Source organism: Phreatobacter sp. (assembly GCF_022843985.1).
Lineage (GTDB): Bacteria > Pseudomonadota > Alphaproteobacteria > Rhizobiales > Phreatobacteraceae > Phreatobacter.
Window position 1 is genome coordinate 1 of record NZ_JALHMP010000007.1, and the last position, 23,583, is coordinate 23,583.

Below are 23,583 nucleotides of genomic sequence, written 5' to 3' on the forward strand. Positions count from 1 at the left end.
GCGAGGGCATCGGCGGCGGCGCGCCGGGCGGCCTCACCCTCCTGGATGCGGGCGATGATCTCGCGACGCTGGACAGCGAAGGTGTCGGGGGCCTCCGCCAGGGTCTTCGCCTCGGTGCGCGCCTCGGCGAGGCGCTGGTCGAGGGCGGCGACCTGGCGGCCGGCATCGGCCTGGCGCTCGGTCCAGGCGGCGCGGTCGCGGCCGATCTCTTCCAGCCGGCGGATGCGCATCTCCGCGTCGCGGGCCAGGCCCTGGGCATGGGCCCGCGCCTCGGCCAGCGCCGCCCGGTTCAGGGCGACCTCGGCGCGGATCTCGGCAAGGGCCGCTTCCAGCTGCGCCGTCTGCCCGAGGCCCTGCAGGGCGGTGATGGCATCGGCCTTGACGGCCACGGCCTCGTCGATGCTCGCCTTCAGCCGCGACCGGGCCTCGACCAGGGCGGCGAGCCGGGTGACGACGGCGGAAGCGGCCCGTTCGGCGCCGGCGAGCTGGTCACGCAGGGCATCGGCGCGGCGCTGGGCGGCGCGCCAGCCGTCGCGGGCGGCCTGTTCCCGCTCGGCCGAGGCCTTGACCAGGCCGACAGCGACCTCCGCCAGCCGGCGCAGGTCGGCGGCTTTGTCCCTGGCCTTCACCAGGTCCTTTTCCAGATCGCCGAGGCGGTTGCGTTCGGCGAGCCGGCGGGCGGCGGCGGTTGGCGCATGGGCGGCGACGACGAAGCCGTCCCAGCGCCACAGGTCGCCCTCCCGGGAGACGAGGCGCTGGCCGGGCTTGAGCAGCACCGCGAGCCGCGCGCCGTCGTCGCGAGCAACGAGGCCGATCTGGGCCAAGCGGCGGGCGAGTTCGGGCGGGGCCTTCACATGGTCGGAGAGCGGGGCGGCGCCGGCCGGCAGCGCCGGATCGCCATGGCGATCGGCACCGCCCCAGCGCTGCGGCGAGTCGGCAGCCGTCGGCGCGTCGAGATCGTCGCCCAGCGCCGCGCCGAGCGCCGTCTCATAGCCGCGGGCCACCGTGATCGCCTCAAGCACCGGAGGCCATTTGGCGCCATTGGCGACGTTGAGGACCTTGGCGAGGGTGCGCACCTCGGTGTCGATCCGCTGCACCACGCGCTCGGCATCGGCGAGCGGCCGGCGGGCCTCGCCCTCCTGGGCCCGCGCCGCGCCATGGGCCTGTTCGGCGGCGACAGCCTCGGCCTCGGCGGCGGCGAGGGCGGCGGTGGCGGCGGCCAGATCCTCCCGCAGCGCGGCGAGGCGGGCGGCATGGTCGGAGCCGGCCTCGAGCTTCGCCGTCTCGACATCGATCTCGGCGAGCTGGCCCTCGAGGCGCATCAGCCGCTCGCCGGCATCGCGGATCGCACGTTCGAGCTGGTTGCGGCGGGCGACGATCTCGGCCAGGGCCGAGGTGGCCTCGGCAAAGGCCTTTTCGGCGACGGCGAGCGCCGTCTCGGCGGCGGCGACCTGCGCTGCAGCCGCAGCTTCCGCGGATTTCGCGCCCTCGCCCGCCGTGCGGAGCGCGGCCTCCTCGGCGGCGAGGCGCGCCATGACGCCCTCGGCATCGGCGCCGAGGGCTTTTTCACGCGCCAGATCGCCGTCGAGCTGGGTGATGCGGCGGTCGAGTTCGGCCATGCGCTCCCGGGCGCGCTTTTCCTCGCCGTCGAGCTGGTCCCGCGCGGTGACGAGCCGATGCAGCGCCGCGCCGGACCTGGCCGCTTCGTCGCGCAGGGCGGGGAGCTGGTGCGCGGCGACCGCCTGGTCCCTGGCTGCAGCCGCCTGGCCGGTGGTTCGCTCGGCGACGGTGCGGGTCTCGAGCTCGACCAGCCGCTCCGCCTCGCGGACGAGGTCGCCGGCCTCGCGGAATTTCAGATAGGCGAGGGTCGCTTCCGCCTTGCGGATCTCGGCGGAGAGCCCGCGATAGCGCACCGCCTGGCGGGCCTGGCGCTTGAGCCCGTCGAGCTGGCTCTCGATCTGGGAGAGAATGGTCTCCAGCCGGTCGAGATTGGTCTCGGCGGCCTTCAGCCGGGTCTCGGCCTCGTGGCGGCGGGCGTGCAGCCCGGCAATGCCGGCGGCCTCCTCGAGGATGCGGCGGCGCGACTGCGGCTTGGCGCTGATGATCTCGCCGATCTGCCCCTGGCGGACGAGGGCCGGGGACCTCGCCCCCGTCGAGGCGTCGGCGAAGAGGATCTGGACGTCGCGGGCCCGGACCTCGCGGCCGTTGATCTTGTAGAGCGAGCCGGCCTCGCGCTCGATCCGGCGGGAGACCTCCAGCACATCATGATCGTTGAACTGGGCGGGGGCGAGACGGCGGGAATTGTCGACGGTGAGCATCACCTCGGCGGTGTTGCGCGCCGGACGGTTGCCCGAGCCGGAGAAGATGACGTCGTCCATGCCCGAGGCGCGCATGTTCTTGAACGAGTTCTCGCCCATGACCCAGCGCAGGGCCTCGACCAGGTTCGACTTGCCACAGCCGTTCGGACCGACAACGCCGGTCAGTCCCGGCTCGATCAGGAAATCGATCGGCTCGACGAAGGTCTTGAAACCGTGAATGCGCAGACGGGAGAATTTCATCGCGCCTGTCTGTCCAAGGGGCTGCCGGATTGAGGGATCAGCCTGCCACGGATCGGTGGCGGACGCCACATCTAGCGTTGGACAACAGGGCCGACCTCAACATCTTGCTGTTCACAGGCCCGGCTCAGGGGTGGTCGGGTCAGCCACCGACCCTCTCTGCCGCGCTGCATTGTCGCTGCTGCAGCGCACAGCAACCCTCTACGGTCCTTCGCCGGCATCGTGTAGAAGGAATCAGGGAAGCAAAGGGGATGGAGTCAATCCATCCGAGGAGGAAACCATGGGCTTCAAGCCCCAACCGACCCCGCCCAAGGGCGTCAAGCTCGAAGACCGCTATGGCCAGGTCGGCCTGAAGGCGGTGGCCGGCGCCATCAAGACGCCGAAGCCGGCCAAGGGCGGCTGACGAGCCGAGGCCGGTCAGCCGTCGCGAACCCGACCCTCCCGCATGAAAACGGCGACCTCGCGGTCGCCGTGATCCCTTCCACGCGGCTCACGCCGGGACAGCCGCTCAGCGGACGATGACCTTCGTGCCGACGCCGACGCGGTTATAGAGGTCGATGGCGTGCTCGTTGTGCATGCGGATGCAGCCCGAAGAGACGGCCTCGCCGATCTGCAGCGGCGAGTTGGTGCCATGGATCCGGTAGAGCGTGTCGCGGCCGTTCTGGTAGAGATAGAGCGCGCGGGAGCCCATCGGGTTCTGCGGGCCGCCCTCCATGAAGACCGGCAGGCCGGGCGTACGGCGGCGCATTTCGGCCGGCGGCGTCCAGGTCGGCCATTCGGCCTTGCGCTTGATAGTGGCGGTGCCGGTCCAGCCGAAAGCCTCGTTGCCGACGGCCACCTGATAGCGAATCGCCGTGCCACCCTCCTCGACGAGGAAGAGGTGCTTGCTGGAGGTCTCGACGATGATCGTGCCGGGGCGCTCGCTGGTGCGATAGGGCACGCGCAGGGGCATGCGCCAATAGTCCATCTCGACCTGCGGACCCTGCGCCATCAGCGTGCGGTCACGTTCGGTGATCGGCTGGTTCGAGCTGACCGTCTGGTTGTTGCAGCCGGCCAGAGCCAGCGCCACGATTGCGAGAACGCCCCACCGCATGTTTCGTCCCTCTCACGACATGGCGTCACCGGCACCGCCGACGCAGTGCCAATGGTAAAATCCGCCGCGTTCACGGTTGTGGCGAAGGCTTGACCTGAGGTCAACGAAAAGGGGCTGTGGAACGGACCGAAAGCCCTGAAACTGTTGCAATTCTGCCATGACGCGCCGCGTCAGCACCGCAGGGTCCGCCGTGAAGCCGGCGCCGCGCCGCCACGATCGCTCCATGATCGCAACCCAGAGCCGCCGCAACCGGCCTCTAGCCTGCGTCCTCGTCGGGGCCGGCCCATGCAACCCGCCCGCGACGAATGGAGACGATGATGAAAACCGCCATGGCGGCCCCGAATGCCACCCCGAGACCGGCCCGCGAACCACTGGAGGATCGTTACCGGACCATCGGCATATCGGCGGTCGCCGCTGCCGCGCCCTTCATCAAGGCCCGCAAGCCTGCCGCAGGTCCCCGGACCGACCGGTACCCGCCCTCCATGGACTGACGGATTTGCCGGCCCTGCCGGCCTCTTTCAGACCTCCCGCATGCCTCTCCTGAACGACTTCGGGCCGGTCCTCGTGACCGGCCCTTTTTTGTCAGCCGGCGCGCCAGGCGTTGAGGAGCGAGACGGCGATCGCCACCATGATGACGGCGATGAGCCCGTCCAGAACCCGCCAGGCCGAAGGCCGCGCGAAAACCGGTGCGAGCAGCCTCGCCCCGAAACCGAGCGCATAGAACCACAGGAACGAGGCGGTCATGGCGCCGCCGGCGAAGGCGATGCGGGCGTCCGCCTCGTAGCGGGCCGAGAGGGAGCCGACGAGCACCACGGTGTCGAGATAGACATGCGGATTGAGGAAGGTGAAAGCCAGCGTCGCCGCCACGACACGGCCGAGGCTGGCCTCCCCCGTGGCGGCGGCGGTGAGCCGGGCCGGACGCAGGGCGCGCCGCGCCGCAAGGGCCCCATAGGCGAGCAGAAAAGCCGCGCCACCCAGGGTCGCGACGGTGAGAAGGGCCGGCGACCGGGCGACCAGGGCGCCGAGGCCTGCGACACCGGCCGCGATCAGCAATGCGTCGGAGACGGCGCAGAGCGTCGTCACCACCAGGACGTGGCGGCGCATCAGCCCCTGGCGGAGCACGAAGGCATTCTGCGCGCCGATGGCGACGATGAGGCCAAGACCGAGCAAAAAGCCGGTGGCGGCGGCTTGGGAGGCAGCGGACAGATCCATCCGGCCTCGATAGAGCAGCGCGGATGGTGCCGGCAATCCCGCCCGCCGGCCGGGACCGTCATGCCGGCGTCACCCAAGGGCGTCACGCCGGCTCGCCTTTCCAACCGCGACCGGAGCGGTTAAGCCGACGGGGCGGGCCGATTGCGGAGCGACGCCGGATGCTGAATGCCTATGCCGTGGTGAACGAGGCGCTGGTCCGCGTCGAAACGACCGCCGCAGCGGTGCCGGCGGAGGTCGTCTGGGTTGACATGTTCCAGCCGACCCTCAGCGAGGACAAGGCGCTGGAGCGCTGCCTCGGCATCGAGATCCCGACGCGCGAGGAGATGCAGGAAATCGAGCCGTCGAGCCGTCTCTATGTCGATCACGGCGTGCGCTACATGACGGCGACGACGCTCTGCAACACCGAGCTCGGCACCCCGAAGCTGACGCAGATCTCCTTTGTCCTCGCGCCGGGCCGGCTGATCACCGTGCGCTACGACACGCCGAAGCCGATCAACCTCTTCCTAAACCGGGCACAGAAGCCGGGCGCGGTGCAGCCGACGCCTGAATCGATCCTCACCGGCCTTCTCGACAGCATCATCGACCGGGTCGCGGACATATTGGAGAAGGTGAGCGAGGAAATCGAACAGGTCTCGGCGGACATTTTCCGCAAGGGCGCCGGGCGCCGCGACAAGGCCTTCCAGGACGTGTTGCAGACGCTGGGCACCAAGGGCGAACTCGTCTCCAAGGCCCGCGAAAGCCTCGTCTCGCTGCACCGCCTGCTGCTCTTCCTGTCGACAGAGGTGGAAGGCAGCAAGGTTTCGAAGGACTTGCGCACCCTGCTGAAGAGCCAGAGCCGGGACAGCGAATCGCTGACCCAGCACTGCGATTCCCTGTCGAACAAGATCACCTTCCTGCTCGATGCGACTCTCGGGCTGATCGGCATCGAGCAGAACAACATCGTCAAGATCTTCGCGGTGCTCTCGGTCGTGTTCATGCCGCCGACGCTGGTCGGCACGATCTATGGCATGAACTTCAAGCAGATGCCCGAGCTCGGCTGGGACTTCGGCTATCCCATGGCCATCTCGCTGATGATCCTGTCGGGCGTGCTGCCCTATCTCTATTTCCGCAAGAAGGGCTGGCTCTAGTCACCAGCCCCGCGGGGTTGCGCATTCATGAAGCGGCGAGGCGGCGGGCCCCGATCACCTGCAGTTCGGCGAGGACGCCGACGAAGACGGCCTGGGCGGCGATGAAGATCGTGCCATAGAGGTTCGGCGCGACGAGGCCGGACAGCAGCAGGCCGAGGCAGAGGACGACCCAGATCGCATTGAGGGCTGCAACCGTCAGGGCGAGGGGGCGGCTCGCCGGCTGGCGCGTCGCGGCATAGACGACGAGGGCGACGAAGGGGATGAAGGAGAGGCCGACGCCCCTGAGCAGCGGCACGGGCAGGTTCAGCAAGGGAGCGAGCGCGTCGGCACCGACGATCAGCATCAGGCCCGCGGCGCCGGAGGCGACGGCATCGAGGGTGAGCACCCGGCGCAGGAAGGTCGGGGCATCGGCGGCACGGAAAAGGGCGAAGGCATAGGACATGGCGGGCTCCTCGAGGCGCATCGCGGCGGGGGGATCCGGTCCGCGTCGGTGGCCACGATCGCCTTGCCGCAGCAGCGGGTCGATTACCTCCGAGGTCATTGGCCGGCGGCGCCGGCCGCGGCTAGGCTCGTATCATGACCCCAGGCAACGCCCCGCAATCCCCCTCGCCCGCCCCCCGCGCCGTCGGCGAATACCTGCGCGACTGGCGCCAGCGCCGCCGCCTGAGCCAGATGGACCTCGCCCTCGATGCCGGGGTCTCCACCCGCCATCTGAGCTTCCTCGAGACCGGGCGGGCAGCGCCGAGCCGGGAGATGATCCTGAAACTCGCCGAGCGGCTGGAGATCCCCCTGCGCGAGCGCAACCTGCTGCTGGTGGCGGGCGGCTTCGCGCCGGTCTTTCCCGAGCGGCGGCTCGATGATCCCGACATTGCCGCGGCCCGCCGGGCCGTCGACCTGGTGCTGGCCGGCCACGAACCCTATCCGGCGGTGGCGCTCGACCGCCACTGGACCATCGTCGCCCACAACCGGGCCATCGGCCCCTTCCTCGAGGGCTCGGCGCCGGAGCTTCTCACAGGCCCGATCAACATGATCCGGCTTTCGCTGCATCCGCAGGGGATCGCTCCGCGCATCGTCAATCTGGGGGAGGTCCGCGCCCATGTCCTGGCGCGGCTCAGACGCCAGATCGAGCTCACCGCCGATCCGGTGCTGGAGGCGCTGCTGGCGGAGGTCTCGGCCTATCCGGTACCCTTCTCCCAGCCGCATCCGAAAAAGGGCCAGGAGGCGGGGGAGCTGTTCATTCCGGTGCGGCTGCAGACAGAATCGGGCCTGCTGACGCTGATCACCACGACAACGGTGTTCGGCACGCCGGTGGACGTGACCCTGGCGGAACTCGCCATCGAGGCCTTCCTGCCGGCGGATGCGGAAACGGCGGAGCGTCTGCGGGCGATGGCAGGGTAAAGGCTCGTCCTGCGCTGCACGCCGGACCTGCGTCCGTCGCAGCCAGCCGCCATGCCGTCAGACGTGCTGGCCGCCGTTGATGTGGATCTCGGCGCCGTTGAGATAGCTCGAGGTCTCGGTGCAGAGCACATAGATGATCTTGGCGACCTCGTCGGGCGTGCCGAGGCGGCGCATGGGGATCTGCTCGACGATCTTCTCGGTGCCGGGCGACAGGATCGAGGTGTCGATCTCGCCGGGGGCGATGGCGTTGACGCGGATGCCATGGGGGGCAAAATCGGCCGCCATCTCGCGGGTGAGGCCGGCGAGCGCCGCCTTGGAGGTGGCATAGGCCGCGCCGGCGAAGGGATGGACGCGGGAGCCGGCGATCGAGGTGACATTAACCACCGAGCCCTTGGCCTCGGCGAGTTCCTTCAAGAGGCCGCGCGCCAGCAGGATCGAGGAGAAGAAATTCACCTGGAAGACCTGTTGCCAGACCTTCAGCGGCGTGTGCAGCGAGTTGAGCCGGGCGCCGCCCTCGCCCTTGGGCGAGATGCCGGCATTGTTGACCAGGGCCTCCAGCCTGCCGCCGACGAGGCGGCCGCGGATCTCGTCGATCGCCCGCTCGGTGTCGTCGGCATCGGCGAGGTCGACCTGGATATGGTCCTCGGGACCCATCTCCCACGGACAGTTCTCGGGGAAAGGCTGGCGCGAGCAGGTGATGACCCGCCAGCCGGCAGAGGAGAAGCGCTTGACGGTGGCGTGGCCGATGCCGCGGCTCGCACCGGTGAGGAGCAATGTTCTGCGGATCTGGTTCACGGGGGCTTCCTTGGTCCATGCCGGCCCCCGCGCGGGGGCCGGCGCCTTTCATAGAGCCATCGGGCCGGTCTGCCTATGGCCGCTGCTCAATCAGGGATAGAGTCTGGCCTTGCGTGCCCAGGGACCGGCCGCGTCGGGGCGGGTGAACTGCACCCGGTCGTGCAGCCGGAAGGGCCGGTCGTGCCAGAACTCCATCGAGACGGGAAGGATGCGGTAGCCGGTCCAGTGCGGTGGGCGCGGCACCTCGCCGACGGCATAGCGGGCCGTATAACCGGCGACGGCCTTTTCCAACGCGAAGCGGCTCTCGAGCGGCCGCGACTGCTGGCTCGCCCAGGCGCCGATGCGGCTGCCGCGCGGGCGCGAGGCGAAATATTCGTCCGCCTCGGCGTCCGCGACCCGCTCGATGGGTCCGCGCACGCGGACCTGGCGGCGCAGCGACTTCCAGTGGAAGACCACCGCCGCCTTCTTCTGGCCGTCGAGCTCGGTGCCCTTCTGGCTCTCGGTGTTGGTGTAGAAGACGAAACCCCGGGGATCGACGCCTTTCAGGAGCACCATCCGGACATTGGGGAGTCCCTCGGCATCGACGGTGGCGAGCGCCATGGCATTGGGGTCGTTGGGCTCCGAACGGCCGGCATCGGCCAGCCATTGGTCGAAAAGAAGGAAAGGCTCGTCGGTCGTGGTGAAATCGTCCTGATCCGAACCGGACATTAACGAACTCCGATGTTGACTGCGGGCCAGAGCGGGTCAGCTCCGGAGTTGCAGGCGTATGGGCGTTACGGGTGGCGTTCGCCATGTCTATAGCGAAAGCGGGGTGGCGCGCCCATGCCTTCCGCTGCGCGATCGGCCATGCCGGAACCGACGGACGATCCTCGTCATGACCCTGGCCGTCCTCGCATTCCAGGGCTGCACCGTGGCGCTCCCCTCGCTGTGGGAGCGCACCAATGTCGCGCCGCCCGGCACGGCCCAGATGCGCCAGCCCGCCGCCGACGACGATGCGGTGACGACCGGATCGGTGCGCCGCCCGGCGGAGCCGGCCACCGCCCCCGCCGTGACCCCGGCCGGACCGCTTCCCATTCCCCAGGCCGACTGGGAGGCCGCCAAGGCGGTGCTCATGGAGGCCCTCGCCGACCGCGCCGACACGCCGAGCCTGCCCTGGTCCCACGCGCCGAGCGGCATGAGCGGCACCATCACCGCCCTGCAGCGCGGCAACGGCAGCGTCGGGCAGACCTGCCGCGACTTCCTCGGCAGCGCCATCAAGGACGGCAAGGAGGTGTGGTTCGACGGCCGCGCCTGCCGCACGACCGGCCCCTGGGCCGTGGTCGAACTCAGGCCCTGGCGGCGCGGCTGAACCCGTCCGGTCGCGAACTTGTGAACGGGGGCTGCCGCCCCCACATTGACGGGCGAACCGCAACACCGTCGGGTGTCTGATCCAGGCGCCCACCCCAAGGACGACCATGGCTCGCGATCCCTACGACGTCATCGGCGTCGCGCGCTCGGCGAGCGCCGACGAGATCAAGCGCGGCTTCCGCAAGAAGGCCAAGGCGCTGCATCCGGATGCCAATCCCAACGACCCCAAGGCGCAGGACCGCTTCGCGGAACTGAACAACGCCTATGAACTGCTGTCGGACGCCGACAAGAAGCGCCAGTTCGACCGCGGCGAGATCGATGCCGAGGGCAAGCCGCGCTTCGCCGGTTTCGAGGGCTTTGGCGGCGGCCGCCCCGGGCCCGGTGCCGGGCCGCAGGGCGACACGATCTTCGAGACCTTCTCCTTCGGCCGCGACGGCTTCAAGCGCGGCAGCGGGCCGGGGCGCGGCCATCAGGGCGGGCGCCCGGGCGGACAGGCCGGTGGGCCGCCGCCGATGGACGACTTCTTCGACATCCTGTCCGGCATGTCCGGCGGGGCGCGGGGCGGCCGTGCCCATTCCCCCTTCGGCGAGGATTTCGGCCCGCCGCCCTCGGGCGAAGACGTGACGCTGACCATCAAGGTGCCCTTCCTCGACGCCGCCCGCGGCTCGACCCAGCGCGTCGTGCTGCCATCGGGCGAATCCGTCGACCTCAAGATCCCGGCCGGCACGCGTGAGGGCCATCGCATGCGCCTGCGCGGCAAGGGCAGGCCCGGCAGTCTCGGCCGCCCGACGGGCGATGCCTATGTCGTCGTTGCGGTCGAGCCGCATCCGGCCTTCAAGACGGAGGGCAAGGATCTCAGGCTCGACCTCCCCATCGCCCTCGACGAGGCGATCCTCGGGGCGAAGGTGCGGGCGCCGACCCTTGATGGTGAAGTCGAGCTGACCCTTCCGGCCATGACCTCCTCCGGCAAGACCTTCCGCCTGCGGGGGAAGGGCCTGCCGGCCGACAGCGGCCCGGGCGACCTCTATGTCACCGTGCGCATCGTGCTGCCCGAGGCCAGCGCCGACCTCGAGGGCTTCGCCCGCGTCCTGAAGGACCGTCGCAAGGGCGATCCGCGCGAAAGCCTGTGAATTTCCGTCCGCCTTGCACGCCCGGCGCGGCAATGGCATAGGTCCGGGCTGATTTTGCGGCAGCATGCCGGATGAGGAATGACATGGCAGGCATCATGCAGGGCAAGCGCGGCCTCATCATGGGGGTGGCGAACAACCGGTCCATCGCCTGGGGCATCGCCAAGGCCTGCGCCGACCAGGGCGCCGAGCTGGCTTTCACCTTCCAGGGCGAGGCGCTGGAAAAGCGCGTGCGGCCGCTGGCGGCCGAGGTCGGCGGCCATGTCGTCGGCCATTGCGACGTCACCGACAGCGCCAGCATCGACGCCGTTTTCGCCGAGACCGAGAAGGTCTTCGGCAAGCTCGACTTCCTGCTCCACGCCATCGCTTTCTCCGACAAGGACGAGCTCACCGGCCGTTATGTCGACACGACCGAGGGCAATTTCACCAAGTCGCTGCTGATCTCCTGCTATTCCTTCACGGCCATCGCTCAGCGGGCCGAGAAGCTGATGGTGGACGGCGGCTCGCTGCTCACCCTGACTTATTACGGCGCCGAGAAGTGGATGCCGCACTACAACGTCATGGGCGTCGCCAAGGCCGCGCTGGAGGCGAGCGTGCGCTACATGGCCGCCGACCTCGGCGAGAAAAAGATCCGCGTCAACGCCATCTCGGCCGGCCCGATCAAGACGCTGGCGGCCTCCGGCATCGGCGACTTCCGCTACATCCTCAAGTGGAACGAATACAACTCGCCGCTGCGCCGCACCGTCACCATCGACGAGGTGGGCGATTCCGGCATGTATCTCCTGTCAGACCTCTCCCGTGGCGTCACCGGCGAGATCCACCACGTCGATGCCGGCTACCATGTCGTCGGCATGAAGAACCCGCACGCCCCGGATATCGGCGCGCTGTAAGAAGCGGCCGGCGCGCCGAAACGGCGCCCGGTCCTGGCTCATTCTTCCTCTTCATCATCGTCGACCGCCGCCACGGCCTGGCGCGCCGACTGCTGGCGCGACCACATGGTGGCATAGAGCCCGCCCTCGCGGATCAGCTCGCCGTGGGTGCCGGTCTCGACGATATGGCCGTGGTCGAGGACGATGATGCGGTCGGCGGTGACCACCGAGCCGAGGCGGTGGGTGACCGAGACGACGGTGCGCGTCTCGGCGATGCGGCGCAGGGTCTCGTTGAGCTTCGACTCGGTCTCGGCATCGAGCGCGCTGGTCGCCTCGTCCAGGATGAGGACGGCGGGGTTGCGGACGAGGGCGCGGGCGATGGCGACGCGCTGGCGCTGGCCGCCGGAGAGCTGGCCGCCGCGCTCGCCTACGGTCGTCTCATAGCCCTGCGGCAGGGCTGAAATGAAGTCGTGGACCTCGGCCTGGCGGGCGGCGGCGATGATCTCCTCCATCGTGGCCTCGGGATGGGCCATGCGGATGTTCTCGGCGATGGAGGTGTTGAAGAGGAAGCTCTCCTGGAAGACCACGGCCATCTGGGCGCGGAGCGAGGCCTGGGTGACGGTGCGGATATCGGTGCCGTCGATGGTGACGCGGCCCTCGAGCGGGTCGTAGAAGCGCATCAGCAGGTTGAGGAAGGTGCTCTTGCCCGAGCCCGAGGGCCCGACAATGCCGAGGAAGGAGCCCTTCGGCACGGTGACCGAGAGGTTCTCGGTGCGGAAGGACGATCCGGGATAGGAGAAGGCGACCTTGTCGAAAACGATCTCGCGCCGGAAGGGCGCGAGGCTGCCGGCGTCCGGCGCATCGACCATGGTGGGCTTCTGGGCGAGGAGATCGTTGAGGTGGCGGATGGAGCCGGCCGCCTGCGCCATGGTGGGCACATATTGGGTGACGTTGGTCAGGGCATAGCCCATGGACAGGAAGACGCCCTCGAAGGCGATGATCGTGCCGACGGTGATGCGGTCGGTGAAGGCCCAGTAGGCGCCGAGGGCGAAGACGGCGATGTGGATGACGTAGAGCCCGGTCTGCGCCGTCCGCTCGACCAGGGCGGACGAGAAGTTGGTGCGCCGGGCAATGCCGACCCAGGTGCCGTTCAGTCCCGCGAAGTGCAGCCGGGCGCGCCCCACCATGCCGAAGGCCTTGATCACCGGCTGGGCCGAGACATTCTCCTGGACGGCGCTGATCAGCCGCCCCTCGGTCTGGCGCTTGTCATAGGCGAAGAGGAAGGCCCTGCGGGCGAAGATGCGCGGCCACCACAGGATCATCGGGAAGACGAGTGAGGCGATCAGCCCGAGCCAGATGTCGAACATGAACATCAGGATCGTGGCGTAGATGACCTCCATGAAGGGCATGACGAAGCCGGGCACGAAGGCGACAAGGGCGCCTTCGAGCGCCACGAGATCGCCGGAGAAGCGCGACAGCACGGTGCCGGTCGGCGTGGTGTGGAAGTAGGGCATCGACATCGACTGGACATGGTCGAAGAGGCGCTGGCGGATGTCGCGCGTGATGTCGGCGAAGAGACGGGTATAGACGAAGTCGGCGATCAGGGCGACGACCGAGACGGCGATGGCGGCGGCGCCCATGAAAAGGAGCGAATTGAGGAGGGCGCGCCATTCCTTTTTGATCAGGCCCTCGTCGATGAGGTATTGCGTGACCAGCGGGAAGGAGAAGTTGAGGGCCGCCTCGGTCAGGATCAGGACGACGAGAAGGGCGATGGTGGTCTTGTAGGGCGCGGCGAAGGGCGCCAGGAAGCGGGCCATGAGCCGGAGGTCGTCGGCACTGACGTCCTCCTCCTCCTCGTCCTCCTCGTCGTCGGGCTCGACGTAGTTCTTGTCCTGGCTCATGACGGATCTTGGATCATTTGCAGGTCGGGGACGAGGGCCTGGCGTGCCGGCCCGCACCCCGCAGGTCATGCATCATTCCGCAGCCAGATGCACCCGAAATCGCGCGGGGCGCCGAAACCTTGAATGGCGGCGGTGAGGCCAGACCCGATGGGTCCGGCCTTCCGGTGGTCGGTCGCGCGGGCGGGCGGTCAGCGACCGCCGGCCACCGCCCGCACCTTCGAGGTCGGGCCCTTCTGGCGACCGGCCATCAGCTTCTCGACCCATTTGCCGGCATCCGGCTTGGCATAGAAGCAGTAGCGCATGGTCTCCATGTCAGGATACCAGGGGAAGTCGCCCTCGTTGGCGTCGCACTCGATCTTCCAGGCCTTCTTGAGGATCTTCTGGTCGTGCACGGCCGGGCGCCAGCCATGGCGCTGGAAGCGCTCGGACCATTGCCAGGTCGATTCCAGCGTCAGGACGCCGTCGAAAACGTCGTGATACTCGATGACCTCGCGGGTCATGTCGGCGGTGATGCCGCCGAAGAAGATGCCGATGCGGGTGACGCGGTAGAGTTCCTGGATCGCCTTGTCGATCAGTTCTTCCGGCACGTAGCAAAGGCAGGTGTCGTAGATGACGTCGAAAGACTGGTCCTCGAAGGGCAGTTTGGTGACATCACCGAGCAGGTTGCGGTGCAGCCAGTCCTTCGGCGTCTGGGCATGGACATGGCGCGAATTCTCGATGCCCCAGGCGTCGATACCGATATCAGCGAAGCACTTCAGCGTCAGCCCCGAGGCCGAGCCGACGTCGAGCAGCGTGTAGGGCGGCTTGATGCCGAAGATGCACTCGTAGAGGTCGGCATTGTACTGCTCGTCGAAATATTCGCGGAAGCTCTCTTCGTAGGAGAGGCCCTCGGCATATTCGTCGTGATAGTCGTCGGTAAGAGTCGACTCGACGAAGCCCTCCTCGATGACGCCCTTCTGCTTCTCCAGGGCGGCCTTCTTGCGGGCGCCGGAATAGGCGGCGCCACGCAGCTTGCCCATCATCATGTCGACGACGAAATTGGCCGAGTCATAGGCACCGTTGACGGTCGAATCGAAGAGATAGTCGCCGACCAGATAGAGGTTCGGCAGCACCTTGCCGTCGGGCTGGTGGCGCTCGCGCAGCTCGGGGGCAGGATGGCCGCCGGGCAGGCCGGAGATGGTGCCGACCCAGCGCTGCACCTTGGCGTCCATCATCTGCTTCTTTGCCGTGGCGATGAGCTCGGCGGGGAGCGAATCAAGGGCGAGCTGAACGAGGCGCTCGTCGTCGAGGTTCGACAGGGCGAGGGCATGGGTCGCGGGAATGAGCCAGCCGAGAACGCCGTGCTTGGAGGGGTGGCGCGCCGTCTCGTCATAGATGCAGGCGCCGCCGAAGGCGTCCGTCATGATGTAATGGCCCTGGAAGTGCTCGTTCCAGAACGGCTTCTTGAACTGGATCGTGACGCGCAGGTAATGGGCCGGATTGTCGTAGCGGGCCTGGTGCTTCTGGATCGCCATGCGCTCCTCGCGGCCGGCGAACTCGATCTGGCTGACCCAGTAGTTGGGGACGGCGACGACGACATGGTCGAACTCATGCGTCTCGTCGCGGCCCTTGCGGCGGACGGTGAGCGTGTAGGTGCCGCTGTCGTTGCGGGCGATCTTCGCCACGCGGCTCTCCAGCATGATCTTGGCGGAGACGCGGGCGGCGAGCCCCTCGATCAGCTTCTCGTTGCCGCCGACGACGGAATAGAGGCGCAGGTATTTCGGATCGTCCATAAGGACGTTCTTCAGGCCGTTCAGCGCATTGGTCAGCTGGGCCTCGGTGGCGACGTCGGAGCGCGAGGCGATCTCGATATATTTGCGCGCCATCTCGTCCTCGACCGTGTCGAGGACCTCGCGGAAGGTCTTGCCGCCCCAGGGGTGCTTGTTGTCGTCGCCCGAATAGCCTTCGTAATACTCGTCGGGCGAGCAGAGCTCGTGGCAGGTGGCGTGGAAGGCGTCGATGGCCTTCAGCGTCTTGTCACCGAAATGCTTCTTGATGTCGCGGCGGTTGTTGAGGATCTTGCCCTCGAGGATGACGCCCTTGCCGTCCATCGGCACGACGTCGAGGCCCATCACCTCGGTGATGATCCGCTTCAGCGGGTCGGGGCCGAAATGGGAATAGTCGTAATATTCGGCGACACCGCGCTCGAAGAGCGAGGGGCCCTTTTCGAAGCTGTCGGTGGCGATCTTGCCGCCGAGGCGGTCGGAGGCCTCGAACAGGGTGGCGGTGAAGAGACCGTCGCAGAACCGGTCGAGCAGGTAATTGGTGAAGAGCCCACCCGGCCCGCCACCCACAATCGCGACACGCGTCATATCCGAGCTTTCATTCCTGGGCCGGCCGCGCCGAACGGCGCATTCCAGCCTTCATCCGCTGAAAAATCCGGGGCCGAGCTATAGCGACGGTTCGTTTCCGAATAAAGCCATCGGCCACGCGATATTGTCGCGCAGGATGAATCCGGCGAGCCGCGCCCGCACGCCCCGGAGGGTTGTGAGGACCCCATCCATGCGCGGGCGCGACTGAACGCAATCTGAACCGGTTGGCGGCGGCGGCGTTGTCTCAGCGCATCACGCTCGGCAGCCAGGTGGCGATGGCGGGGAAGACCATGAGCACGCCGACCGCCAGGATGTAGACGAGCATGAAGGGCAGCACGCCGGAAAAGACGTCGGTGATCGGCCCGCCATCCTTGCGCATGCCCTGCAGGACATAGAGCACGGTGCCGTCGGGCGGCGAGATCAGCGCGATCTCCACCAGCATGACGACGATGACGCCGAACCAGATCGGGTCGTAGCCGAGCGCCACGACGACGGGGAAGATGACCGGGATCGTCGTGATCATCATGGAGAAGCCCTCCATGAAGGTGCCGAGCGCCAGATAGAAGCCGATGATCAGCAGCATGATGGCCCAGGGCGGCAGCGGCATCTGGGAGACGAGCTGGGCGAGGGCCTGCGGCACGCCGAGGGCGGTGAAGACATAGTTGAGCAGATAGGCGCCGAACAGGATGAGGCCGATCAGTGCCGTGTTGCGCGCCGTGGCCTCGGCCGAATCATTGAGCATCTTGAAGGAGAGCTTGCCGTCGAGGGCGGCCAGCACGATGGCCGCGACGACCCCGAGGGCGGCCGATTCGGTCGCCGTGGCCAGGCCGCCATAGATGGTGCCCAGCACGATGAGGATGAGCACGGCGGTGGGCGCGAGGTCGACCAGGCTGCGCATCTTCTCGCCCCAGCTGTAGCGGGGGCCGTCGGGATCGCGCGGTGCGGCCGTCTTCGCCTTCAACAGGATGATGGCGATGAAGAGCGCGACGACCAGGATGCTCGGCCCGATGGCCGCGACATAGAGCGCGCCGACCGAGGTCTCGGTGATCAGGCCGTAGATGATGAAGGTGATGCCCGGCGGGATGAGATTGCCGAGCGCGCCGCCGGCGGCGAGCGAGCCGAGCACCATCTTCGGGTCGTAGGGCTTGTCCTTGAAGAAGGGCAGCGCCACCGAGCCCATGGTGGCGGCAGTGGCGACGGACGAGCCGGAGATCGCCGAGAAGACGCCGGACGCCGCGATATTGGTGTGCAGGAGGCCACCCGGCATGCGGTTCAGCCAGATGTTGAGCGTCTTGTAGAGCCGGTCAGAAAGGCCGGCGCGCAACAGGATCTCGCCCATCAGCAGGAAGAGCGGCACGGCCACCAGCACGAAGGAGGAGGACGGGTTCCAGATGGTCTGGCCGATGAAAAGCCAGAAGGGGCGGTCGGAAAAGGCATAGCCGACGATGAGGCCGAGCACGCCGAGCGCCGCGCCGACATAGATGCCCATGCCGAAGAACAGCATGAACAGGCCGACCAGCAACATGATCTCGCCCATCAGCTCACCGGACGGCGCGTGGCCGGTGAAGCTCATGCCGAACATGATGGCGACGAGAATGAGAAGGAAGACGACGGCGATCACGGCTTCACCTCGGGTTTCGCGGGCGCGGCCGGCGATCGGGGGTCATCGGGGACGGGTTCGCCCACGGCCTCGAGCGCTTCGGCGACCTCCTCCTGGTAGGAGCGGCTGTGCAGCATCTGTTCCGCCTCGTGGCCGCGGCCGGCGACGATGAGCAGGAACCCTTCCAGCAGCATGGCGAGGATCAGCAGGAAGAACGCGCCGATGCCGAAGGCCCAGAGTCCCTGCGGGATCGCCAGTGGAGTGCGGATGACGCTGATATCGGTGGCGTTGAAGAGGAGGGATTCCTCCACCAGCGTCCAGGCGCCGTAGAAGAGGTAGCCGACCAGCACGGCGAGAAAGGCGAGGCTGGTCAGGTGCAGCCAGTAGCGGATGCGGGCGGGGAACATGTTCACGACAACGTCGATGCGGACATGGGCGCGCATGGCAAGGGTATGGGACAGGCCCCAGGCGATGCCGAAGGCCAGCGCATAGCCGGACAGTTCCGTCGTCGCCTGGGAGGAAAAGCCAAGGAAGCGGCGCGCCAGCACATCGAAGGTGATGAGGCCCGCCGTGGCGATGAAGCCCCAGCCGGCCACATAGCCCATGATCGTGCCGAGCCGGGCCAGGGAACGCCGGCCGAGGCTGGCGACGTCGATCATCGTGTTCAGCATCGCGGCTCCCCCGAAGCCCGGTCGGGCCTCACCGGCGGCGCTCCCGACGGGGCGCGCCCTCGTTCCTGCGTCCGGGTCACGCGGGCAGGCTCTGCGCCCGCGTGACGCTGGTGATGGCGGCGATCAGTTGCCGGCATAGGCGACGCCGGTGATCGGCGCCACGATACGGTTGTAGATCTCGCCGCAGCGGGCGCCGCAACGCTTTACCCAGTTCGGCAGGATGGTCGAGGTCAGGGTCGTGCGCATCACGTCGGTATCGGCCGCCACCGGGCGGTAGACGCGCATCGGATTGGCATCCGGCACGCGGCCGAGCTTGCAGGCGGCGCGGTCGCCGATGTTGCAGGAAATGCCGTCCTCGGTCTGTTCGAGGCCGAGCTTCCACTGGGCCTCCTCGACCTCGCTCATGGTTGCTTCCATGGCGGCGCGCACGGCGGGATCGAGGCGGTTCCACCACTGGATGTTCACGACATAGGCGGACACCGACCAGAAGAGCGGCAGGGCGTAGAGGCTCTGCGTGACTTCATACCAGCGGGCCGAGTTGCCCGAGCCGGTGCCGGTGATGGCGCAGTCGACAACGCCGCGCTCCAGCGCCGAATAGACTTCGGGAAAACCGATACCGGTGGGCTGGCCGCCGATCTGGGTGACGAAGTCGTTCGAGGACCCGCCACCGGTGCGGATGCGCTTGCCGCGCAGGTCGGCGAGGCTGGTCACCTGGCCGCGGCAGAAGAACTGCTGGGCGGCAAAGGGATACATGACGAGGATGCGGACGCCGAAGCGCTCGAGCTCCTTGTTGACCTCCGGCAGCATGGCAGCAGCCACCTTGCGCGCCTGGTCGAGGCTCGGATTGAGGCCGGCGAGATCGATCACATCCAGGAGCGGAACGTCGCCCGCCACAGTGTTCAGCGGCACGGCACCGATATCCACCTGGCCGGAGCGGACAAGACGCAGGATTTCCGGGCCGTTGAGGTTGCGCTCGGGCCAGGAGGCCAGCGTCACGCGGATGCGGCCGTTGGATTTGGCGGCGAGCCCGTCGCGGATCAGCGGCTGGTCGACGCGGGTAAACTGCGGCATGGCCGGACCGGGCTGGGTCACGATCTGGACATTGACCGGCGGGCCGGCCGGAACGGCCTGGGCGAGGACCGGCAGGGCGCCGGACAGGGACAGGGCCACCGCCGTGGCGGCGGTTCGCAAGCGCATCATCGTGGTCTCTCCTTCGTCGATGGGCCGCACGGCGGCGGCGGTGGTCGGTCGGCGTGGTCTCTGGACTTTTCTTATGGAGCCGGCGGGTAGTAGAGGAACTCGATCAGCAGACAGCCCTCGTCGCTGAAGAAGGGACCATGAATGATGTGCGGCGGCCGGACGGCATAGGTTCCGAAGGGCAACCGCACGGCCTCGGCCTTTGCAGCAAGCGTGCCAAGCTTGAGGGAGCCGGAGACGATGAAGACCTCCTCACACCAGTCGTGCGACACGGGATGGTCCACCGCGGCGCCGGGGGCCCAGCGGCCGAGCCGCGTCACGGCCCCCCGGCGCGTCACCGGGTCGAGGCTGCCGGACAGAATCTTCTCCTCGACGCCGGTATAGCCGGCGACCGGCTGCCAGCTGCCGTCGTCGAAGGCATCGAAGAACTCGCGGTGGATCTTGCCGAAAGCCCCGAAGCCGGGGTGCGGCGGCGGGGCGGGCTTGGTCACAGGGCGGCGATCCGGCTGTTGGTGAGGTCGGTGACGAGCATGGAGCCCGGCGCGTGGGTGATGGCGAAGGGTGGCTTCGCCGCGGCGATGACCGATTGCGGGGTGACGCCGCAGGCCCAGAAGACCGGCAATTCGTCGGCCTTGACCTCGACGGGGTCGCCGTAATCGGGCGCCCCGAGGTCGCGGATGCCGATGGCTTCGGGCAGGCCGATATGGACCGGCGCGCCGTGGACGGCGGGGAAGCGCGAGGTGATCTGCACGGCGCGGATGGCATCCGCCGGCTTCAGCGGCCGCATCGACACAACCATCGGGCCGGCGAAAGGTCCGGCCGGGGCGCAGGCGATGTTGGTCCGCCACATCGGGACCGTCGTGTTGCACCCGATATGGCGCATCGGGATGCTGTCCTGGATCAGCGCCTCCTCGAAGGAGAAGGAGCAGCCGATGACGAAGGCGACGAGGTCATCGCGCCACCAGGAACGGATGTCGGTCGGCTCGTCGACCAGCACGCCGTCCTTCCAGACGCGGTAGCGCGGAATATCGGTGCGGAGGTCGAGGTCCATGCCGAGGGCCGGGACCGTGGGATCGCCAGGCTCTGACAGGCCGATCACCGGGCAGGGCTTGGGGTTGAGCGTGCAGAATCGCAGGAAATCGCCGGCGAGATCCTTCGGCAGGATGGCGAGATTTCCCTGGACCCGGCCGGGCGCCAGACCGGCGGTATGGCCACTGATGTCGCCCCGGCGGATGGCGCGGCGGACCTCGGCGGGATCGCTGACGTCGCGGACAGCGGGTGCGCGGAACTGGGCGACAGCCATGAATTTCCCCCCCCGGGAGAACGTCCCCGTGAGGACAGTGCATCATTCCGCTTGCATCGGGTCCAATCCGAAGTTTGGATCGATTACGATTAACTCCACTTATCGATCGAGGGTGGCATGGTGGATTTCAAGGCCCTCGAAACACTGGTCTGGGTCGCCAGCCTCAGGAGCTTCAACCGCGCGGCGGTGAAGCTGCGGACGACGCAGCCGGCGGTGTCGCAGCGCATCGCCCAGCTGGAGGCCGAGATCGGCCAGCGCCTGCTGGTGCGCGAGAAGCGCACGGTGGTGGCGACCGATGCCGGGCGGCGGGTGATCGACTATGCCGAGCGCCTCCTGAAGCTGCGGGCCGAGATGCTGCATGCCGTCGCCGACCGGGCGGCGATCCGCGGCACGTTGCGGCTCGGCGTCGCCGAAACCATCGTCCACACCTGGCTGCCGCGCTTCGTCGAACGGATGGCCAAGGCCTATCCGGGTCTGGCGCTGGAGATCGAGGTGGATATCACGCCGCACCTGCGCGACCGGCTCGTGGCGCAGGAACTCGACCTCGTCTTCGTGCTGGGGGCGCTGGCGGCGCCGCAGCTGAAGAACCTGCCGCTGTCGACCTATCGCCTCGCCTTCCTGGCGGGCCCCGGCCTCGACGTGCCCAACACGCCGATCGGGCTCGCGGCCCTCGCCGCCCATCCGATACTCACCTTCTCGCGCAATACCCGCCCCTATCTGATCCTGCGCGAGATGTTCTCGGCCCCGGACCTGCCGCCGGTGCGCATCCATGCCTCCTCGTCCATGGCGACGATCCTGCGCATGGCCGAGGACGGGCTCGGCATCGCCGCGGTGCCGGAGGCGATCGCCGGGGGCGAACTGGCCGCGGGGCGCCTGCGGTCGCTGCGCACCACGGTGCAATTGCCGGATCTCGACTTCTTCGCCTCCTGGCGGATCACGCCGGAGGCCGCCACGGTGGAGGCGGTGGCGACAATCGCCGCCGAGGTCGCCGGACCGCGCAGGCCTTAACGGGCGTCTAGTCGTGCTTCGGGGTCGCCAGGCCCGCCCACATGGGGCCGAGGTCGTCCATCGCCGCCTCGATACATTCCACCACCAGGCGGATGCCGCCGCCGCCGGCGAAGACCAGCTCGACCGTGCCGCCGGGGGACTCTTCGCCCTCGGGCTCGAAATGGATGGTCAGCAGTTCCAGGACAGCGTCCTCACCCTTGGGAACGGCGCGCGCCTTGACGGCGGTGACCCGCTCGAAATGCAGGCCGGTGCGGCGGCGCTGGCATTCGCCGCCCTCGGCGGCGGTCCAGTCGAACCGGTTGCAGACGAGGGCGAACCGGCCCTCGCGCGCCAGATAGGCGATGTCGGTGGGCTTGAGGACGGCGTCCTGCAGATGGGCAGACAGGACGGCCAGATCCTCGGCGTCGAAGGCGTAGAGCTTCAGCGGTGTGGCGGTCATTGGATTTCTCGGGTCTATCGCCCTATAGGACCTGATGCGGCCCCAAGTCCATGCGCCAGCGCAAGGCGCACGGAGCCTGGCCTGCCGCGGACCCCTTCCGCCCGAGGATCACCATGACCATCCGCGCGCATGTCGGCGACCTTCCCGACCTCAGCCATTATCAGGTCGACACCGTTGCCATTGACACCGAGACGCTCGGCCTCGTTCCCCAGCGCGACCGCCTCTGCGTCGTGCAGCTCTCGCCGGGCGACGGCAGCGCCGACGTGGTGCAGATCCGTCCCGGGCAGGCGGCGCCGGCAAACCTGTGTGCCTTGCTCGCCGATCCGAAGGTCACCAAGCTCTTCCATTTCGCCCGTTTCGACGTTGCAGTGCTGAAACACGCCTTCGGTGTAACGACGCGGCCTGTCTACTGCACCAAGATTGCCTCAAGGCTGGTGCGGACCTATACCGATCGCCACGGCCTCAAGGACCTGTCGCGCGAGCTGCTCGGCCTCGACATGTCGAAGGTGCAGCAGAGCTCCGACTGGGCCGCCGACACGCTCACTGCGGCCCAGCTCGACTATGCGGCCTCCGACGTCCTGCATCTGCATGCGCTGAAGGACAGGCTCGACGCGATGCTGGCGCGCGAGAACCGCACCGCCCTGGCGGATGCCTGTTTCGCCTTCCTGCCGACGCGCGCCGATCTCGACCTCGCGGGCTGGCCGGAGATCGACATTTTCGCGCATTCCTGAGCAGCGCCGCCCTTCCGGACAGGTCCGCCTTTGCACTCGCCATGGTGGGGCCATAGAGTCATGGTCTGTGCCGCGGCGCGGGCGGCGGCGAGCCGTGGAAGCACGGCGTGAAGACGGACGCAGATGATGGCTGGACGCCGTACGGATGAATGGAACGGCGCCGCCACCGGCGGCAAGGGCAGCCACGCCGCGCGCGAGGCGGCGTTCGGCGTCGCCTTCCGTCACTCCCGGCGGGTGCGGCGGATGCGCGTCCTGGTGCCGATCCTCGCCGTCTTCATCATCGGCGCCGTCGGCTTCGTGTCCTGGTGGGATCCGCTGAAGGCGCTGAACCTGCCGGTCTCCGTCGCCGCCGTCTCCCTGTCCGGCTCCAAGGTGACGATGGAGGCGCCGCGGCTGACCGGTTATACGACCGACAACCGCTTCTACCGCGTCACCGCGACCCGGGCCGAGCACGACATCACCCAGGCCAATGTTGTCGCCCTGACGGCGATCGATTCCGAGATGCAGCTGGAGGGCGGCGGTACGGCCCGCGTGACCTCGGCGGCCGGCATGCTCGACACCAAGACGGGCCGGGTCGAGCTCAACCAGGACGTCACCGTGACGACGTCGAACGGACAGACCGGACAACTCGGCCATGCGATGATCGACACCCGGGCGGGAACGATCGGTTCCAACGGTCCGGTGAAGCTGACGTCACCGCGCGGCGAGATCACCTCCGAGCGCATGCAAATTAGTGACAACGGCAAGGTGATCGTGCTTGAAGGCACGGTGCGTGGTAACTTCATGCCCGAACCGCCCGACCCGACCATTACCGATCTGTCGCAGCCCACGCCTGCGCCAAGCCGTTCCGGAGACTGAC

Annotated in this window: 23 protein-coding genes; 9 read left to right on the plus strand and 14 right to left on the minus strand. The window is 68.2% G+C overall.

Going from position 1 to position 23,583, the window contains the following annotated elements; genetic code table 11:
* On the minus strand, window positions 1–2,558 hold a 2,558-nt coding region (locus tag Q0C57_RS06490), incomplete at its 3' end, for a chromosome segregation SMC family protein (protein ID WP_296573786.1).
* A 277-nt stretch (window positions 2,559–2,835) separates the two neighbouring features.
* On the opposite strand from Q0C57_RS06490, the gene Q0C57_RS06495 reads away from it, so the two are divergent.
* Window positions 2,836–2,958: a hypothetical protein gene (locus tag Q0C57_RS06495; RefSeq protein ID WP_296573789.1), complete on the plus strand. Its 123-nt coding sequence runs from the start codon at window positions 2,836–2,838 to the stop codon at window positions 2,956–2,958.
* Window positions 2,959–3,063: 105 nt separating this feature from the next.
* On the opposite strand, the gene Q0C57_RS06500 is transcribed toward Q0C57_RS06495, so the two are convergent.
* Entirely contained in the window at window positions 3,064–3,648 is a 585-nt protein-coding gene (locus Q0C57_RS06500; RefSeq protein ID WP_296573792.1) for a L,D-transpeptidase, read from the minus strand.
* Between the two features lie 582 nt (window positions 3,649–4,230).
* Window positions 4,231–4,860: a LysE/ArgO family amino acid transporter gene (locus Q0C57_RS06505; RefSeq protein ID WP_296573795.1), complete on the minus strand. Its 630-nt coding sequence runs from the start codon at window positions 4,858–4,860 to the stop codon at window positions 4,231–4,233.
* 158 nt (window positions 4,861–5,018) lie between these two features.
* On the opposite strand from Q0C57_RS06505, the gene corA reads away from it, so the two are divergent.
* A complete protein-coding gene (gene corA / locus Q0C57_RS06510; RefSeq protein ID WP_296573798.1) occupies window positions 5,019–5,987 on the plus strand; it encodes a magnesium/cobalt transporter CorA in 969 nt (322 codons plus the stop codon).
* Window positions 5,988–6,012: 25 nt separating this feature from the next.
* On the opposite strand, the gene Q0C57_RS06515 is transcribed toward corA, so the two are convergent.
* The gene (locus Q0C57_RS06515; protein ID WP_296573801.1) at window positions 6,013–6,429 is read right to left on the minus strand and encodes a hypothetical protein; all 417 of its coding nucleotides are present in this window, start codon (window positions 6,427–6,429) and stop codon (window positions 6,013–6,015) included.
* A 134-nt stretch (window positions 6,430–6,563) separates the two neighbouring features.
* Between Q0C57_RS06515 and Q0C57_RS06520 the strand changes: the two genes are divergently transcribed.
* Complete coding sequence (locus tag Q0C57_RS06520) at window positions 6,564–7,385, plus strand: helix-turn-helix transcriptional regulator (protein WP_296573806.1); 822 nt, start codon at window positions 6,564–6,566, stop codon at window positions 7,383–7,385.
* Window positions 7,386–7,442: 57 nt separating this feature from the next.
* Here Q0C57_RS06520 and Q0C57_RS06525 read toward each other — a convergent pair whose 3' ends face one another.
* Together Q0C57_RS06525 and pdxH are read right to left on the minus strand one after the other, a co-directional pair.
* Complete coding sequence (locus Q0C57_RS06525; protein ID WP_296573810.1) at window positions 7,443–8,180, minus strand: SDR family oxidoreductase; 738 nt, start codon at window positions 8,178–8,180, stop codon at window positions 7,443–7,445.
* Between the two features lie 90 nt (window positions 8,181–8,270).
* A complete protein-coding gene (gene pdxH / locus Q0C57_RS06530) occupies window positions 8,271–8,888 on the minus strand; it encodes a pyridoxamine 5'-phosphate oxidase (RefSeq protein WP_296573813.1) in 618 nt (205 codons plus the stop codon).
* Window positions 8,889–9,054: 166 nt separating this feature from the next.
* Between pdxH and Q0C57_RS06535 the strand changes: the two genes are divergently transcribed.
* From Q0C57_RS06535 to fabI, 3 genes are all read left to right on the plus strand, one after another.
* On the plus strand, window positions 9,055–9,528 hold the full coding sequence (locus Q0C57_RS06535) for an RT0821/Lpp0805 family surface protein (RefSeq protein WP_296573816.1): 474 nt from the start codon (window positions 9,055–9,057) through the stop codon (window positions 9,526–9,528).
* Window positions 9,529–9,634: 106 nt separating this feature from the next.
* Window positions 9,635–10,657, plus strand: a complete 1,023-nt coding sequence (locus Q0C57_RS06540) for a DnaJ C-terminal domain-containing protein (RefSeq protein ID WP_296573819.1) — start codon at window positions 9,635–9,637, stop codon at window positions 10,655–10,657.
* A gap of 83 nt (window positions 10,658–10,740) precedes the next feature.
* Window positions 10,741–11,544 (plus strand): enoyl-ACP reductase FabI, encoded by an 804-nt coding sequence (gene fabI / locus Q0C57_RS06545; protein ID WP_296573822.1) that lies wholly within the window; start codon window positions 10,741–10,743, stop codon window positions 11,542–11,544.
* A 38-nt stretch (window positions 11,545–11,582) separates the two neighbouring features.
* On the opposite strand, the gene Q0C57_RS06550 is transcribed toward fabI, so the two are convergent.
* From Q0C57_RS06550 to Q0C57_RS06580, 7 genes are all read right to left on the minus strand, one after another.
* Window positions 11,583–13,424 (minus strand): ABC transporter ATP-binding protein, encoded by a 1,842-nt coding sequence (locus Q0C57_RS06550; protein WP_296573825.1) that lies wholly within the window; start codon window positions 13,422–13,424, stop codon window positions 11,583–11,585.
* A 188-nt stretch (window positions 13,425–13,612) separates the two neighbouring features.
* On the minus strand, window positions 13,613–15,775 hold the full coding sequence (locus Q0C57_RS06555) for an FAD-dependent oxidoreductase (protein ID WP_296573828.1): 2,163 nt from the start codon (window positions 15,773–15,775) through the stop codon (window positions 13,613–13,615).
* A 244-nt stretch (window positions 15,776–16,019) separates the two neighbouring features.
* Window positions 16,020–17,396 carry a TRAP transporter large permease gene (locus Q0C57_RS06560; protein WP_296573831.1) on the minus strand — a complete coding sequence of 459 codons (1,377 nt, stop codon included), beginning with the start codon at window positions 17,394–17,396 and terminating at the stop codon, window positions 16,020–16,022.
* On the minus strand, window positions 17,393–18,046 hold the full coding sequence (locus Q0C57_RS06565) for a TRAP transporter small permease subunit (RefSeq protein ID WP_296573834.1): 654 nt from the start codon (window positions 18,044–18,046) through the stop codon (window positions 17,393–17,395). The genes Q0C57_RS06560 and Q0C57_RS06565 overlap by 4 nt, the downstream gene beginning before the upstream one ends.
* Before the next feature lie 123 nt (window positions 18,047–18,169).
* Window positions 18,170–19,246 carry a TRAP transporter substrate-binding protein gene (locus Q0C57_RS06570; RefSeq protein ID WP_296573837.1) on the minus strand — a complete coding sequence of 359 codons (1,077 nt, stop codon included), beginning with the start codon at window positions 19,244–19,246 and terminating at the stop codon, window positions 18,170–18,172.
* A gap of 71 nt (window positions 19,247–19,317) precedes the next feature.
* Window positions 19,318–19,734 carry a cupin domain-containing protein gene (locus Q0C57_RS06575; protein ID WP_296573840.1) on the minus strand — a complete coding sequence of 139 codons (417 nt, stop codon included), beginning with the start codon at window positions 19,732–19,734 and terminating at the stop codon, window positions 19,318–19,320.
* A complete protein-coding gene (locus Q0C57_RS06580; protein WP_296573842.1) occupies window positions 19,731–20,546 on the minus strand; it encodes a putative hydro-lyase in 816 nt (271 codons plus the stop codon). Before Q0C57_RS06580 ends, Q0C57_RS06575 begins: the two co-directional genes overlap by 4 nt.
* A 117-nt stretch (window positions 20,547–20,663) precedes the next feature.
* Between Q0C57_RS06580 and Q0C57_RS06585 the strand changes: the two genes are divergently transcribed.
* Entirely contained in the window at window positions 20,664–21,554 is an 891-nt protein-coding gene (locus Q0C57_RS06585; protein WP_296573844.1) for a LysR family transcriptional regulator, read from the plus strand.
* A 7-nt stretch (window positions 21,555–21,561) separates the two neighbouring features.
* Here the strand turns inward: Q0C57_RS06585 and Q0C57_RS06590 are convergent, their stop codons facing one another.
* Window positions 21,562–21,993 carry a DUF2948 family protein gene (locus Q0C57_RS06590; RefSeq protein WP_296573847.1) on the minus strand — a complete coding sequence of 144 codons (432 nt, stop codon included), beginning with the start codon at window positions 21,991–21,993 and terminating at the stop codon, window positions 21,562–21,564.
* A 113-nt stretch (window positions 21,994–22,106) separates the two neighbouring features.
* Here Q0C57_RS06590 and Q0C57_RS06595 point away from each other — a divergent pair, with 113 nt between their 5' ends.
* Entirely contained in the window at window positions 22,107–22,724 is a 618-nt protein-coding gene (locus Q0C57_RS06595) for a ribonuclease H-like domain-containing protein (protein ID WP_296573850.1), read from the plus strand.
* 126 nt (window positions 22,725–22,850) lie between these two features.
* Window positions 22,851–23,582, plus strand: coding sequence for an LPS export ABC transporter periplasmic protein LptC (lptC, locus tag Q0C57_RS06600; RefSeq protein WP_296573853.1), 732 nt, complete (start codon window positions 22,851–22,853; stop codon window positions 23,580–23,582).
* Window position 23,583: the final 1 nt, after the last annotated feature.

Excerpts from the sequence above, each read along its gene's own strand:
- Q0C57_RS06590 (WP_296573847.1), bottom strand. The coding sequence starts at position 21,993 with ATGACCGCCACACCGCTGAAGCTCTACGCCTTCGACGCCGAGGATCTG.
- Q0C57_RS06585 (WP_296573844.1), top strand. The coding sequence starts at position 20,664 with ATGGTGGATTTCAAGGCCCTCGAAACACTGGTCTGGGTCGCCAGCCTC.
- Q0C57_RS06570 (WP_296573837.1), bottom strand. The coding sequence starts at position 19,246 with ATGATGCGCTTGCGAACCGCCGCCACGGCGGTGGCCCTGTCCCTGTCC.
- corA (WP_296573798.1), top strand. The coding sequence starts at position 5,019 with ATGCTGAATGCCTATGCCGTGGTGAACGAGGCGCTGGTCCGCGTCGAA.
- pdxH (WP_296573813.1), bottom strand. The coding sequence starts at position 8,888 with ATGTCCGGTTCGGATCAGGACGATTTCACCACGACCGACGAGCCTTTC.
- Q0C57_RS06550 (WP_296573825.1), bottom strand. The coding sequence starts at position 13,424 with ATGAGCCAGGACAAGAACTACGTCGAGCCCGACGACGAGGAGGACGAG.
- Q0C57_RS06495 (WP_296573789.1), top strand. The coding sequence starts at position 2,836 with ATGGGCTTCAAGCCCCAACCGACCCCGCCCAAGGGCGTCAAGCTCGAA.
- Q0C57_RS06500 (WP_296573792.1), bottom strand. The coding sequence starts at position 3,648 with ATGCGGTGGGGCGTTCTCGCAATCGTGGCGCTGGCTCTGGCCGGCTGC.
- Q0C57_RS06505 (WP_296573795.1), bottom strand. The coding sequence starts at position 4,860 with ATGGATCTGTCCGCTGCCTCCCAAGCCGCCGCCACCGGCTTTTTGCTC.
- fabI (WP_296573822.1), top strand. The coding sequence starts at position 10,741 with ATGGCAGGCATCATGCAGGGCAAGCGCGGCCTCATCATGGGGGTGGCG.
- Q0C57_RS06595 (WP_296573850.1), top strand. The coding sequence starts at position 22,107 with ATGACCATCCGCGCGCATGTCGGCGACCTTCCCGACCTCAGCCATTAT.
- lptC (WP_296573853.1), top strand. The coding sequence starts at position 22,851 with ATGGCTGGACGCCGTACGGATGAATGGAACGGCGCCGCCACCGGCGGC.
- Q0C57_RS06565 (WP_296573834.1), bottom strand. The coding sequence starts at position 18,046 with ATGCTGAACACGATGATCGACGTCGCCAGCCTCGGCCGGCGTTCCCTG.
- Q0C57_RS06520 (WP_296573806.1), top strand. The coding sequence starts at position 6,564 with ATGACCCCAGGCAACGCCCCGCAATCCCCCTCGCCCGCCCCCCGCGCC.
- Q0C57_RS06580 (WP_296573842.1), bottom strand. The coding sequence starts at position 20,546 with ATGGCTGTCGCCCAGTTCCGCGCACCCGCTGTCCGCGACGTCAGCGAT.
- Q0C57_RS06515 (WP_296573801.1), bottom strand. The coding sequence starts at position 6,429 with ATGTCCTATGCCTTCGCCCTTTTCCGTGCCGCCGATGCCCCGACCTTC.
- Q0C57_RS06535 (WP_296573816.1), top strand. The coding sequence starts at position 9,055 with ATGACCCTGGCCGTCCTCGCATTCCAGGGCTGCACCGTGGCGCTCCCC.
- Q0C57_RS06540 (WP_296573819.1), top strand. The coding sequence starts at position 9,635 with ATGGCTCGCGATCCCTACGACGTCATCGGCGTCGCGCGCTCGGCGAGC.
- Q0C57_RS06555 (WP_296573828.1), bottom strand. The coding sequence starts at position 15,775 with ATGACGCGTGTCGCGATTGTGGGTGGCGGGCCGGGTGGGCTCTTCACC.